A 13,542-nucleotide genomic window follows, 5' to 3' on the forward strand; every position below is an offset into this window, starting at 1 on the left:
TGAGGTGCTTCCGGTGGGCGACGCTGAGGTGCTTCCGGTGGGCGACGCTGAGGTGCTTCCGGTGGGCGACGCTGAGGTGCTTCCGGTGGGCGACGCTGAGGTGCTTCCGGTGGGCGACGCCGAGGCACCTCCGGTGAACGGCACGGAGGCCCCGTGGTTCGACCCGCGTGACCCGGTGTCGTCCGAGGCGATCGCGCGGGCGCGCGCCACGACCCCGGCGACCAGCTGGGTGCGCGGCGAGGACGCCGGCGTGCTCGACACCACGACGATCGGGCCGTCCGGGATCGACCTGCGGGCTTGGCGAAGCCCGATCGCCTACGACAACCGCGTGATGGACGTGGACGGGGTGCCGGTCCGGGACTTCACCGTGCGCCTCCACCTGAGCAACGCCGACCCGGAGGTCGAGGCGCGGGCACGTGCGGGCGTCGAGGAGCTGTTCAACCAGGGTTACCGGCTGCCGGGCGGTGAGCAGTTCCACGTCACCCTCGAGTTCACCGGCGACGCGGGCGACGCCCACGCCACCGTCGACGTCACGGCGCCCGGTGGCCGGGCCGGCCAGCTGACCTGGCCCGCGGACACCGACGGGCGCCGTCTCGCGCACGAGGTCGGGCACTTCCTCGGGCTGCGGGACGAGTACTTCGAGACCGGCCCGGTGAAGCCGATCTTCCAGCACCAGGACGGCCGGGGTCGTGTCGTCGACGACAACTCCCCGATGACGGCGGGCATCGACGCGCCGGACGCGCGGCTCAGGCCACGCCACCTCCGGCTCGTCGAGAACCGGATGAAGGCGCTGGAGACGATCAACCGGCCGGGTGGTCCCGCTGAGGCCGGCACGGACGTCCCGGCGCCGAACATGCCGCCCAAGCGCTCGGCGGAGGAGATCGACGCGGCCTCGCCGGAAGAACCGGCCAAGCGCGGCCGCCACGAGGAGATCGCGCGGGAAGTCCGGCTGATCAACGAGAACGGCGTGCACAACGCGGCGTTCGCGAACCTGGCCGGCGGGCGGACTCTCACGCCGATCACCGCGGCCAACTACCTCGACCGCACCCGCCAGAGCATCGAGAACAACGAGCCACCCGCGTTCGTCGTCAGCATGATCGTCCGGGCGAGCGAGCTGAACCAGCTCGACGACGTGGTCAACGGCGTCATGGCCAACACGAACAACATGAACGGCCGCGTGGCGTTCGTGCTCGGCGTGAACGCCAAGACGCAGCAGGAGATCGATGACGCCCTGGCCGCCGCCGCGCCGACGGTCGGCAACCACGCGCAGCCGATCGCGCTGGTGAGCGTTCCGCACGGGCCGAAGGGCTTCAAGTTCGGCGACACGCGGAACAAAACGCTCCACAGCAACGCGCACGAGTTCGCGGTGACCGCATTGGCCGCCAACGGGGCGTACCCGTACGTGTCGGTCATGGACTTCGACGCGGGTGATCGCCGGACCCGGCAGGGCGAGCACGTGTTCGACCACGTCGCCCAGCTCATCGACGCGGAGGAGGTCGGCCCCGCTGACGGACCCGATGTCGCCGCACCGCTGCGCCCCTTGATGATCGGCGGCGGTTACCGCATCACCGTCACCGAGCAGCAGTTGCACGACGACGTGATGGCACGCATCAACGGCGATGCGAAGACCACGGAGGAGATGAAGCAGGTCTACCGGGCGAAGCTCACCGAGCCGGGGTTCGTCGAGCGGTTCGAGCACATGATCACGGCAGACATGTACGCCCGCCGCAACCAGCAGGCCATCCACCCGCTGCTGCCGTACACGCCGGAGCCGAACCTGTTCGTCGATGCGCTGGTTGTGCTGGCGGACCCGTCGGTGAAGTTCGGTGAGGGCGCCGCGGAGTTCGGGCAGCTCGGCCAGTCGCTGAACAAGTTCTACGCGAGGGAACTGGCCGCGCTGCACACCCCGGACGACCCGGCGCGGACGGGGGAGGCCGTCGAACAGGCCGAAGTGGACGTTCAGAACAACCGTCATCCGTTGCGCGGCCAGGCGTTCGCCACCGACTTCGTGGCAGGTGACACCGGCACGGACCTGTCCAGGATCGCGTACGGCCTGATCAAGGACGGCAAACTCCCGCAGTCGCACACCGCGCTGCCGAACGTGAGCGAGCGGTTCTTCGACGGCAAGTCGTCGAAGGCGGGCACCAAGTTCGCCGAGGAGCGCGCCCGGCTCGCCACCGGCGACTACGAGGTCACCGAGCCGTTGCGTCCGCCGGCGGAGGGCGAGACCACGACGACGTGGAAGCCACCGGCGAAGGTGGAGACCCAGCTCGGCAAGCCGGACAGGAACAGGCTCAACCCGGCCGTGTCCGCGCCGATGCCCGCGCCGTTCGACCGCCTGACTCCTGACCGGCCGCCGGGCACCAAGGCGCACAAACCGGTGCCGCTCATGGCCGGCATCCAGAAGGACCAGAAGGTCGTCGCGGCGCACGGCCTCGTGGCGTCCGATCACGTCAGCGACACCCAGCGACAGCTGCGGTACCTGGCCGGCGACGTGCTCGCACGACCCACCCCGCCGCCGACGACGCCCAACGGTCTGTACGCCGCCATCGCGCACATCGTGCACACCGACGCGGCGACGTTGCGGCGCCAGGTGGTGAACACGGCCGCCGGCGACCAGAAGGTGGTCAAAGCGGCGGCCGACTTCACCATCAGCAGGCCGATGCACCGGGGACACCTCCACGGCGCACTGGTGGAGAACGTCAACTGGAGCATGCGACCGGAGCCGGACGAGAACACCGGGGCCGGCAACGCCCGTGACCTGCTCGGGCACCTGATCGCCAGTCAGCTGGGCCTGAACGTGGTGATTCATCAGGGCGGCCAGCCGGTCGTGCTCGCCCCGATGAGCGGCGTGAGCCGTGGCGCCGTGGAAGTCGACCTGGTGATGGTCGAGGGCCAGGTGACGTATCGGCCGCACTGAAGGCGGTCCACGGGCTGATCCTCACGTCGTGAGGCCGCCGTGCTCGCCGTTGTCTCAGACAGCGGCGAGCACGGAGTCGATGCGGTGGGCGATGCGCTCGTTGTCGGTGGGAGCGAGGCTCAGCCACCCGTTCTCGGTCACCATGAGGTAGCGGCCCTGCACCGTGTCGAACCAGTTGATCACGACGTGCGAGCGGTCCGCTGTCAGCTGTGAGCTCACGCGGTTCACCCCGAACTGGCCGCCGCGGACCCGGCTGGTCGCGAGCTCGGCCACGGTGGCGGCGTCCTGGCTCGACAGGCCCGCCTGCTCCAGCGCCTGCCGCTCGTCGAGGTCGTCGTCGCCCCACGGGTCTTCAGACTCCGGCGCGTCTTCGTGCAACCGCACGGCCGTGTGCAGGACATCCAGCGGTACGGACAACCCCGCGCCCGGACCGGCCGCGCTGTCGGGCAGCACGTCCACGACCGCGCGGGCGAGGCCGGTGGGCCGGGCCTCCAGCACACCGACCTGGTCGCCGTCGATGATCACCATCGCCGCCTGCTCACCGTTCGACACCGCCAGCGCCCGCACCGCGCGGTCGAAGTAGGCGACGGCGTCCACCGCGACGTCGTGCTCCGCCAGCAGGTGCAGCAGACCGAGGAGCTCCTGGTCGTGGATGAGGCCTCTGCTCGCCAGGTCGTCGCGCACGTCGTGCTCGATGCTCCTGCGTTCGGACTCGGTCGCCCCGAACGACGGCACGTCCAGCGGATAGGGCAGCCTGCCCAGCTCGTGGTGCTGCCACAGCACGGCCAGCTCGGCCTGCGTCAGCAGGAAGTCCGGGGTGATCACGTCGCCTGCTCCGGTGGTTGCTTCTTCTTCGCCTTGGCGCCGCCGATGACCGAGGGCGGCAGGTTCTCGCCCGGTACCTCGAACAGATCGCCGCCGATCAGATACGACGCGGCGCGGTGCTCCTTGTCCTCCTCGCCCTTGCCCGACGTCGGACCGCCCATGGGTCCACCTGCGGGAACTGCTCCCGCGGCCGCCGCGGCACCGGGCCCGACCCCTCCGGCGGGCACGGGACCGCGGCTGGGCGAGGTGACGCCCGCAGCGCCACCCGGCTGCGTCTGCGGACCTGCCGAGCCTCCCGAAGCGAACTGGCCCGCGGGGAAGCCGCCGCGTGCCGCACCGGTGCCGCCGAATCCACCGGCGCCACCGCCGCCACCGCCGCCGCCCGCACGGGGACCTGCACCGGGACCTGCACCGGGACCGGTCGCTGGGCGCACGGCCGATCGCGGATCGGCCGGGTGCTGCCCACCGGTCGCGGCGCTCCCCGCCGTGCGCGGCAGGTTTCGCGGATCACTGGTCCCCGCTGTGCGCGGCAGGTTCCGCGCGTCCCCGGTACGCGGCACGACCTGCTGAGCCGGGTGCGGAGCAGGCGCCCCGTACTGCTGCGTCCCGTACTGCTGGGGCCGGTGCTCCGCCGGTGCCTGATACCCGCTCACGCCCGTCGCGCTGTAGCCACCGCCGGTGTGCGGCTGGTACCCCGACGACGCGGCGGCCACGGCAGTGCCGTCGGCAGGAGGCTGGTAGGCAGCCGGTTGGTAGGTAGCCGGTTGATAGGCCGCCGGTTGGTAGGCAGCCGGTTGCTGCGACGGCCCCTGAGGTGCCGCGGGGCTCCCCGTCGGCCCCGAGTACGTCGCTGCGGGAGCGGCCGGGGCACCGCTCGGCGGCGGTGGCGGCGCGTACGTGTCCGGTGTGGACTGCGGTGCGCTCGGCGGCGGAGCTGAAGCGCCGCTCAATGAAGGAGCGTCGGGGGACCGCAGCATCATCGGCTGCGGGGGTTCCTCTGCTTTGCCCGTCACCGGGTTGTACGGAGCGGTGAACTCGGGCGTGGTGGCGTCGATCTCGTGCGACTGCCGCTCCATCGTCTCCATCACGACCACGGCCTGCTCGTACGCCGCACGCGCCTTCTCGCTGGCGGCCTGGATGTCGGCCGCCGACGCGGTGAACCCGGCGAGCCCCGGCTCGCACTGGCCGCGCAGCGCCTTGTCCAGGTCGAACGTGGACGGCTCCGGCATGGTCGCTCTGGCGGTCTCCATGATCCGGCCCTGGGCGGTGACCCTGTTGCCGACCTCGACGGCGGTCTGCGCGGTGAGCGTGATCCACTCCGCGAGCCCGCGGATCGCGGCGCGCGCGCCCTCGGCGGCCACGCCGGTCCACCCGGACTCGCTCGCCGCCACGCGCTTCGTGATGAGCTGCGCCGACTCGGTGAGCTCCGCGCCGAACTGGGCCCACTCGGAGCCGAGTTCGCCGGCTTGACCGGGGTCGTTGTTGTGGTGGACCGAGTCGTACAACTCGCGGTGGGAACGCGAAGCCCAGTTCTGGTTCTCGCGCAGTACAAGGTTGTGCTCGGGGCCCATGGCAGCCTCTCAGCCGTGCTTGGAGATGTCGGCGGAAGCGTCGGCGTCGACCCGCTGGAAGTTGCGGATCGCCGTGCTGACCGCTTCGTGCGTCTGTTCCAGAACTGTGCGATAGGCCGTCATCACGCTCACGAACGAGTGAACTTCGCCGTCTGCGCGGTGTTCGAACTTGTACGTCATCGCCTGACCGACAGGATTGGCACCCAACGGTGCGGGGCGTGCGAGCCTGCCCGCGCGCTCAAGCCAGGAGTCGACCTGATCGATCTGCTCGCGGAGGGTTTTGCGCAGTTCCTCGCCGGTCGCCGGATCGAGCGTAACTTGCCCGGAGGTGACGCTGTTGTTAAGAGCGACGGCCTTTCCATCGGCAGGCGGCGGCGACTGCGAGTCCACGAGGTACATGGCCCGAGCATTGGCGAGCCCGCCAACGCCCGGCCAACGTGCCACCAATGTTGCTGACGAGAGTGCACAGAGATGCGGGTCAACCTCCTCGGGACGGTCGAGCTGGTGGCAGAGGGCGAACAGCCCGTGCCACCCGCCGCGTCGAAGCGGCGGGCGGTCCTCGCCGCGCTCGCACTCGAGCTCAACCGCGTCGTGTCCGGCGACCGGCTGCTGTTCCTGGTGTGGGACGGCGCCCCGCCACCGCAGGCGAAGGCGGCGCTGCAGGGTCACGTCGCACAGCTGCGCAAGCTGCTCGGGTCCACGTTGGACCTGGTGACCCGTGCCCCCGGCTACGCGCTCGTGGGAGACCGGCACGCGATAGACGTGTTCCGCTTCGAGGACCTGGTGACCAGCGCGTGGCAGGCCGACGACGCGACGGCGGCCGAGAACCTGACCTCGGCCCTGCGGCTGTGGCGGGGGCCGTTCCTGGCTGACGTGCCGGGCAGACAGCTGCACGAGGCGTACGAGGGCAGGCTCGACGAACTGCGGCTCACCGCCGTCGAGCAACTGGGCGCGCGGCTGATCGCGCTCGGGCGGGCCGCGGAGGCGGTGGCGTGCCTGCGGACGGAGGTGGCGGACCACCCGCTGCGCGAGCCGCTGGTCGCGAAGCTGGTGCTGGCGCTGCACCGCGCCGGACGCCAGGCCGAGGCGCTGGACCTGTACGGCCGCACCCGCGCGCACCTCGCGGACGAACTGGGCGTCGATCCCGGGCCTGAGCTGCGCGCGGCGCACCACGCCGTGCTGACGGACGCCGATCCGTCGCCGCGCCGTGCCCGGCCACCCGTCCAGGTGCCGGCTCAGCTGCCGCACGAGCACCGCGGGTTCGTCGGCCGCGATGCCGAGCTGTTCCAGCTCGACGGGCTGCTCGGCGACTCGGGCATCGGCCTGCTGGTCGGTCCGCCCGGCGTCGGCAAGACGGCGCTCGCCCTGCGCTGGGCGCACCGCGTCGCGGGCAATTTCCCCGACGGCCAGCTGTTCGTCGACCTGCGCGGCTTCGCCGAACGCGAACCGCTCGAGGCGAAGACCGCGCTCGTCGGCTTCCTGCGGGCGCTGGGCGTGGAGAACGTGCGCCTGTCCGGTGGTCTGGACGCGCTCGCCGCCCAGTACCGGTCGCTGCTCGCGCAGCGGCGGATGCTCGTGGTGCTGGACAACGTCCGGTCGGTCGAACAGGTGCGGCCGCTGCTGCCGGGCTCGCGGCGCTGCCTCGTGCTCGTCACCAGCAGGCACGGCCTCGACGACCTCGTCGTGACCGAGGGCGCGGCCGTGCTCGGCGTCGGCACGCTCGACGACCACACCGCGGCCGAACTGCTGGCAGCCGGCCTCGGCCGGCATCGCACCGAGCCGGAGCCGGAAGCGGTGGCGCAGCTGATCGAGTTGTGCGACGGTCTTCCACTCGCGCTGCGCATCGTGAGCGCACGCCTCGCCTCGCGTCCCAGGTGGACCATCCAGGCGCTGGTCGACGAGCTGCGCGACGAGCGGAGCAGGCTCGCCGCGTTCACCCTGCCCGAACAGGGCCGCGGTGTGCAGTCCGCGCTCGCGGTGAGCTACCGGGAGCTGCCGGAGGGCGCGGCGCGGACGTTCTCGAGCCTCGGCCTGCACCCCGGCACCGAGATCGACAGCTACGCCGCGGCCGCCCTGCTGGGCGTGAACGTGGTGACCGCCCGCACCCACCTGCGCACCGTGGCGTCGGCGAGCCTGCTGCACGAGTCCACACCGGATCGCTACGTGTGGCACGACCTGGTGCGCCTGTACACCCGGCAGCTCGTCGCGGGCGAGGACAACCGGGAGAGCGCGGACCGGTTGTTCGACTACTACCTGCACGTGGCGGACATCGCCCGTGCGCTGCTGTCCGGCCGGCCGGACCCGGTCGCGACGCCGGTGCACCGTCCGGCGAGCCCTCCGGAGCTCACCTCCTACCGGTCGGCGATGGAGTGGTTCGAGCTGGAGGAGCACAACCTGCGGCTGCTGCTGGAGACGGCGCACCAGTGGCGCACCTGGCAGCTGGCGTTGTGCCTCGACGCGTTCTACGTGCAGAACGGCAACCTCGTCGACCGGGTGAAGGTGTGCCGCACGGGCCTCGCGGCCGCTCACGGGGACCGTGAGGCGGAGGCGCTGCTGCTGTTGAGCGAAGGCGCCGCCCTCGCCGAACTGGGCGAGCTGGAGGACGCCGTGCGGGTGTCCGAGCGCGCCGTGCGACTGGCGGGCGGCAACGTCGAGGGCATGGCGAGGGCGAACCTCGGCTACTGCCTGGCCGCGACCGGCAACTTCTCCGACGCGAGGGAACGGATCAGGGAGGCGCTGGAGATCACCCGCGCGACGGGCGATCTCCGCGCCCACGCCGCGGTGCTCGACCGCCTGGCGAACGCGTTGCTGTGCCAGAACAGGGCGGCGGAGGCCCTGGAGCCGGCGCGGGAGGCGCTGGAGGTGCACACGAGCCTGCCGGTGTCCGCCGCACACGCCGCCGCGCTGTACACGCTGGGATCGGTGCTGCGGGCGGCCGGCCGGTTCGTGCCGGCGTTGCGGACCTTCGAGGACGGTCTGCGCCTCGCGGAACAGATCGGGGATCTCCGGCACGTGGCGCTGTTCCACCTGGTGATCGCGGAGTTGCTGCCCGACGCGGAGTCGGCTGCCGCACACCGGGAGGCGGCCAGGGGGATCCACCGGCGGTTCGGCGTGGTCGAGCTGCCGGCGTCGCGACGGGCCTCACCCTCGGAGACCCGGCGCCGCGAGCTCTCACCGTGAGACGGGCCGGCCGGCTTCTCCGGTGCGGGCAGGGCCGACTGGACGTACGGCGTCTCGGTGGCGGGCCGCCTCAACCTGACCGTCGCGGCCCACCAACGCCTGCCCGCCGGGCCGGGCGCGGCGAGCCTGATCGCCGCCTTCCGGCACGTCGACCGTGAAATCGGCGTGACCGAACCGCGCCGTAGGGCTGTGCGCCGCCGCCCGCTGCACCCAGGCCGAGCGCGGGTTGCTCGTCGATGACGACCTGCCGTTCTGAAGATCATTTCGGTCGGTGGGCGGATTCGGCATCCAGCGATGGCTGGTCAGCGTCGTGGTGCGGGCCGGGGTCGTCGAGTCGTCGCTGCACCAGCGCGGCGTCGTCGTCGCGGCCTTGTTCCCGGTACAGCTCCAGCGCCTCCTGCCACATCTGGCGGGCCTGGTCGTGTTGCCCGAGCGCGGCGTGGGGTGGCCGCGACCTGGTACGCGTTGCCGACGGTGCGGTACAGGGTGAGGGCTTGGTGGTAGTGGTCGATGGCCTGGATGGTGGTCGCCTGTTTGGTGGGCGATGAGTCCGAGGCTGTCCAGGGTGTTCGCCTCACCTTCGGGGTTGTGGTGGTGCCGGTGCAGGGTGGGGGCGGCGTGGCAGTGGTCTCGGGCGGTGTCGAAGTCGCCCAGGCGCGCGGCGTACCAGCCCACCTGATTGAGCCATACGGCTTCCCACACCGGCCGGCCGAGGGTGCGGTAGAGGTCGAGAGCGCGTCGGGCGTGGTCCAGGGCCCGCCGGTCGTCTCCTCTTCTTCCCCAGGCTGACGCCAGCGCCTTGTGCGTGTGGGCCTGTTCAGCGGGGTTGTGGAGCAGCACGGCTTGGGCCAGGGCGTGGTCTTGGTGCTCGATGGCCTGCTCATGCCATCCGAGCGAGTGCAGGCGTCGCCGAGGGATCGACGGATGCGGGTCCGGATGGCGGGGGCGGGCAGATGGGATGTCCTCGTTGCCAGTGAAAGGGGGTGATGTACCACGCCAGCCGCCAGACGACGTGATGACGGTGGTGAACGGCCGCGGTGCGCTGGACTGCGAGCAGGTGGCTGTGTTCGGTCTCCAGCCAAGCCATCGCGGACGACTGGTCAGGCAGAGGGCGCGGTCGCACCCCGGGTGCGGGAGGCTCTTCCATGATCACTGTGTCGTGGGGCTCCAGGAGAAGTGAGGCAGTGCAGGCGGTCTGCAGATAGAAGTCGACCTCCCGCTCCAGCGCCGTGTTCCGGACGGACTCGGGCAGGTCATGGGAGAGGGTGGTGGCGTAGGCGCGGACGAGGTCATGCATGGCGGACGGCCGGAGCTTGCACATTGCGACTGATCCGTACTGCTGACCGGTTGCCCCGTGGGACGCTGGCGCTCTCGTCGGTGTCGGAAGGATTCGGCCAATGGCGTTACTCGACCGGGATCGCACGCCGGTGCGCTTCACCGTGGTCACTTCGGTGGCAAGCGGACTCATCGTCGCGGGAACCGTCGCGCTTGCTCGTGGCGGGCTGCTGACGAGCGCGGTGCCGCTCTGGTCGTTGCTGGTGGCCGGTGTGCTCGCCGTGGCTTCACTTCTGGTGCTGTGGAAGAGAGGTGGCAAACCAGGGCAGTCGCGGCAGGCGTTCGTGGTGGTGCCGGCTTTCGAACAGAAGTACTGGCTGGCCGGCCTGGTGCAGCGCGTGCACGACAGGCTCGACCGCGACGGCGTCGACATGGTGCTGAAGCTGCCTGCCTGTGACTACGACGTATCGGCGCAGACCCGTCTGCTTAACAAACTCCAGGACCGGCGCGCTGCTTACATGGGCGGCATCGTGGTCGCCACCGCGGCGGACCAGCAGCGGGCACCGCTGACCGAATTCTGCGCGGCACTGGGTCTTCCGGTCGTGTTCACCGACGCCGAGCCCTTCGAGCACGAACACGAGTATCCCGACAACGCCGTGTACGTCGGGTACCGGAGCGCTCAGCTCGGTGAGCTTGCCGGCACCTGGCTGGTGGAGCAGTTGCGGCAGCGCGGCGCTGCGCGACCTCATGTACTGATCATCGCCAGTCGTGAGCACACCGCCAGACAGGAGCAGTGCCGGAAGGTGCTGCAGGACGCCATCTCCGACGTGGCGATCACCGAGCTGGCCGACTGCGATTTCCAGCGTTCTCGCGCACACGACGCCGTTCGTGCCCACATCCGCCGTCTCGGCTCGCAGGAACTTCGGCTGGACGCGGTGTTCTGCACCAATGACGAGATGGCGCTGGGCGCGGTGGACGCCATCGTGTCGACGCCCTCAACGGCCACCCAGGACACCGTCGTGATCGGGATTGACGGCACCGCCGAGGCCAAAGCGCTCATAGACAGAGGCACAAGCCCACTACGCGCCACAGTGATCCAGGACGCCAACCGGCTGGCGGAGAGGACAGTGCTGGCGCTAGAAGCGATGCACAAGAACAAGAAGATTCCGAAACGAACCTACGTCAAGGCGCAGCTGCACCCCGCCGGATGATGCCGTAAGCAGCTGAACCGCTCGCTTGTCGCTTGAGTGGATGCCCAGCAGGCAAGCGAACCCGGTCGGCATCGGCCACGAGGCGCTGCTCCGTCGGAGTTCCCGATGAAGGAGTAGGCGACCTCGTAGACGTGTTCGCACGCGCGTCTGCCGCGCATCCTACCTGCGTCCGCGTGAATCGGACATGGAAGTGTCCATTGTAGACAATGTGCCGACAAATACGTCAACCTGCGTAACAAGTGGTGTGATCACGGTCGATTGCCTGGCGGCCTTCGTGTTCGTCGTTGCGGGTGCGGACGTGAGCTCGCTTCATCCCGGTTGTGGCCTGGTCGCTGGCGGTCTCGGTTCTGCCGAACTGAGATCGAATAGTTGGGCCGATCGGGTTATCTGGGATCCCGGTCGTGGACCGGCACTTCTTGCTCGGCCAGACTGGGTGCGGCGATTGGGGGCGCCTATGGGGATTTTTTGTCCAATGTGGATATTTCGGTGAGTCGACTGGTCACGTGCCCATACTGCGGTGCGTTCTGACCTGCCGGTCTGGCGCCCTCCGTCAAGTGGTGATGAAACCATGTCAACTTGAGGGGTATTTGTGCTGCGTTCAAGACGATTCCTGGCGTTGCTGCTCGCTTTCGGCACTGTCGCTGGAACCTCGGTCGAGGGGCGAGCATCTGTTGATCCGCATGAGCACACCGGCGCCGTGTCCGACCCGGCCGCGGCTGTCCGGCAGCCACCTGTACACGTGACCACCGCGAAGACCTTTGATGGATGCGCCAAACTGCAAGCGCCTCGCGGCGCGGCTGTCGGCGACGAACTGGTCGCCTGCGAGGTCGCCACCGAGCGGCCTTCACCGGCGGCTGTTCGGGCCCTGGCCTCGGCCGCAGGCAGGCCCAAAGCCGCCGACATCGTGGATCTGCCTTCTTGGTGCACCGACAACGCGTTCACCGGCTGGTGGTTCATCCGCACGGCGGGCTGTGAGATCACCGGCAGGCGACTGACCGTCACCAACATCAACACCGGCGCGGTCATCGGCACCATGGACTACCTGCAGCTGGTCTACGTCTACACCTCGACCTCGATACAGACCTTCGCTCAACAGATCGAGCTCTATCCGTACAGCATCGAGGGCGCCGCGGCGGGCGCCACCGCGCAAGGATCCGCCACGTGCAGCGGGGCGTGCACCAACCCCAGATCGGACTTCCCATCGCAGCTGTTGCGGTTGAACACCGACGCCGAAGGTGAGAGTTACTTCGACACCACCACGGTTGCCGCGGGCGCGGTTGGATTCACGGCTCCGACCTGGACCCGGACGATCACCAATCCCGCATGGACGGTCCAGCCTCTCCCGGTCAGCATCACGCCGCCCTGGCAGATCCGTTGCGACAACAACACTTCCGGCAACGCCGCCGTGGGTTGCGTCTTTCCCCAGTACGAGCCGGCCCTGATCGTCAGCCTCACCGGGCCGTACCCCAACTTCGCACGTCACCTCAGCGATGCGCAGGCCTCCGGCCTGCCGGGGGCCTACCCCAACGGCACACCGTTGACGCGCATGGTCGACGCCGGCCTGTCGAACCGCAACGGCGCCACCGCCTGCCCGGACGCCAGCGCCGGCGGCTACCCGCGCCCACCGGGGTACAGCTGCGACGAGTACCCGTTCCGCTCCACCAGAGAAGGCGCCTACACGATCTCGCCCGACCCCGCCCCCAGAGCGCCCGGCCGCACCTTCCCCTGGTGTCAGATCAGCGCACTGGGCAGCGGCAGCGGGTCGTTCGGCTGGAGCGCGTGCATGATCCCTGTTGGCGAGAACAGCGGCGGTGGTGCGCTCCTGAACGGCTTCACCGGCATCTACCGCACGGAACGAATGCTCGACGGCGACAAGTTCTTCGTCTGGATCGTGCCGTGATGAACGCCCTCTAGACTGGCTTTCGTGACGGAGGACGTATTCGCCCGCGGTGTCGTGCAGGTCGAGCACCACCTTCTCGTCCTGCACGACACCCAGGCCACGACGTATCCCAATCTGCCCCCCGGCAACGGTTTGGCAGGAGCCGCAGACGGTGTGCTGGTCATTTTCACCGGCATCGCCCACGGCCCGGTGAGCCTCACCCTCCATACCCGGCAGATGCCGCCCGAGCTGGATGAGCACGGCTGGGACGAGGTTGTCGAGCTGTCGATGACCGCCGCCGCGGACATGCGTGCCGAGACTTCCGATCTTCCAGCACTTACAAGCTTCGGCTCCGGTACCTACCGCGTCCGCATCCACGCGCGCGGACGCGACACCGCCCCTGACGCCACGGTGACCAGCTCGGCGGAGGAATATCTCATCATCTCCTGGCTGCAACCCCACGAACCTGAGGTTGTCCACAAGCAGACCGATTCCTTCGGGGCCCAACTTCGATCTTCGAGATCTGTTCCCGGCCCTGAGACCCGCGTGGACTCCGGCCAACAGTCCCGCGACGATCAACTGCGAAGGGCGCAGGAACGGCAACGACCGCAACGCGGATGAGTTAGGCCGCGTCCTGAGGTGGCTTTCGACGCCAACAACATTGGCCTTCTGCCTAGCACC

10 protein-coding genes are annotated in these 13,542 nt (G+C 69.7%); 7 read left to right on the top strand and 3 right to left on the bottom strand.

Going from position 1 to position 13,542, the window contains the following annotated elements; genetic code table 11:
- Positions 1-13 precede the first annotated feature (13 nt).
- A complete protein-coding gene (locus tag ACWEIJ_RS13150) occupies positions 14-2,920 on the top strand; it encodes a hypothetical protein (RefSeq protein WP_449837380.1) in 2,907 nt (968 codons plus the stop codon).
- A 54-nt stretch (positions 2,921-2,974) separates the two neighbouring features.
- Here the strand turns inward: ACWEIJ_RS13150 and ACWEIJ_RS13155 are convergent, their stop codons facing one another.
- Genes ACWEIJ_RS13155 through ACWEIJ_RS13165 form a run of 3 tightly spaced genes read right to left on the bottom strand, consistent with a single transcriptional unit; the run spans position 2,975 to position 5,715 of the window.
- Positions 2,975-3,745, bottom strand: coding sequence for an ESX secretion-associated protein EspG (locus ACWEIJ_RS13155; protein WP_449837381.1), 771 nt, complete (start codon positions 3,743-3,745; stop codon positions 2,975-2,977).
- Positions 3,742-5,316 (bottom strand): hypothetical protein, encoded by a 1,575-nt coding sequence (locus tag ACWEIJ_RS13160; RefSeq protein WP_449837382.1) that lies wholly within the window; start codon positions 5,314-5,316, stop codon positions 3,742-3,744. Before ACWEIJ_RS13160 ends, ACWEIJ_RS13155 begins: the two co-directional genes overlap by 4 nt.
- 9 nt (positions 5,317-5,325) lie before the next feature.
- Positions 5,326-5,715 (bottom strand): hypothetical protein, encoded by a 390-nt coding sequence (locus ACWEIJ_RS13165; protein WP_449837383.1) that lies wholly within the window; start codon positions 5,713-5,715, stop codon positions 5,326-5,328.
- Positions 5,716-5,787: 72 nt separating this feature from the next.
- Between ACWEIJ_RS13165 and ACWEIJ_RS13170 the strand changes: the two genes are divergently transcribed.
- The 6 genes from ACWEIJ_RS13170 to ACWEIJ_RS13195 all read left to right on the top strand — a co-directional run bounded on the left by ACWEIJ_RS13170 (position 5,788) and on the right by ACWEIJ_RS13195 (position 13,482).
- Positions 5,788-8,496, top strand: a complete 2,709-nt coding sequence (locus ACWEIJ_RS13170; RefSeq protein WP_449837384.1) for a BTAD domain-containing putative transcriptional regulator — start codon at positions 5,788-5,790, stop codon at positions 8,494-8,496.
- Between the two features lie 271 nt (positions 8,497-8,767).
- Complete coding sequence (locus ACWEIJ_RS13175) at positions 8,768-8,986, top strand: hypothetical protein (RefSeq protein ID WP_449837385.1); 219 nt, start codon at positions 8,768-8,770, stop codon at positions 8,984-8,986.
- A gap of 20 nt (positions 8,987-9,006) precedes the next feature.
- The gene (locus ACWEIJ_RS13180) at positions 9,007-9,285 is read left to right on the top strand and encodes a hypothetical protein (protein WP_449837386.1); all 279 of its coding nucleotides are present in this window, start codon (positions 9,007-9,009) and stop codon (positions 9,283-9,285) included.
- A 608-nt stretch (positions 9,286-9,893) separates the two neighbouring features.
- Positions 9,894-10,982 carry a sugar ABC transporter substrate-binding protein gene (locus ACWEIJ_RS13185; RefSeq protein WP_449837387.1) on the top strand — a complete coding sequence of 363 codons (1,089 nt, stop codon included), beginning with the start codon at positions 9,894-9,896 and terminating at the stop codon, positions 10,980-10,982.
- A gap of 739 nt (positions 10,983-11,721) precedes the next feature.
- On the top strand, positions 11,722-12,882 hold the full coding sequence (locus tag ACWEIJ_RS13190) for a hypothetical protein (RefSeq protein ID WP_449837388.1): 1,161 nt from the start codon (positions 11,722-11,724) through the stop codon (positions 12,880-12,882).
- 24 nt (positions 12,883-12,906) lie between these two features.
- Entirely contained in the window at positions 12,907-13,482 is a 576-nt protein-coding gene (locus ACWEIJ_RS13195; protein WP_449837389.1) for a hypothetical protein, read from the top strand.
- Positions 13,483-13,542: the final 60 nt, after the last annotated feature.

The sequence above is a fragment of the Lentzea sp. NPDC004789 genome (assembly GCF_053601075.1).

Coding starts and splice junctions, on each gene's coding strand:
- ACWEIJ_RS13180 (WP_449837386.1), top strand. CDS start 9,007: ATGGCCTGGATGGTGGTCGCCTGTTTGGTGGGCGATGAGTCCGAGGCT.
- ACWEIJ_RS13160 (WP_449837382.1), bottom strand. CDS start 5,316: ATGGGCCCCGAGCACAACCTTGTACTGCGCGAGAACCAGAACTGGGCT.
- ACWEIJ_RS13165 (WP_449837383.1), bottom strand. CDS start 5,715: ATGTACCTCGTGGACTCGCAGTCGCCGCCGCCTGCCGATGGAAAGGCC.
- ACWEIJ_RS13170 (WP_449837384.1), top strand. CDS start 5,788: ATGCGGGTCAACCTCCTCGGGACGGTCGAGCTGGTGGCAGAGGGCGAA.
- ACWEIJ_RS13185 (WP_449837387.1), top strand. CDS start 9,894: ATGGCGTTACTCGACCGGGATCGCACGCCGGTGCGCTTCACCGTGGTC.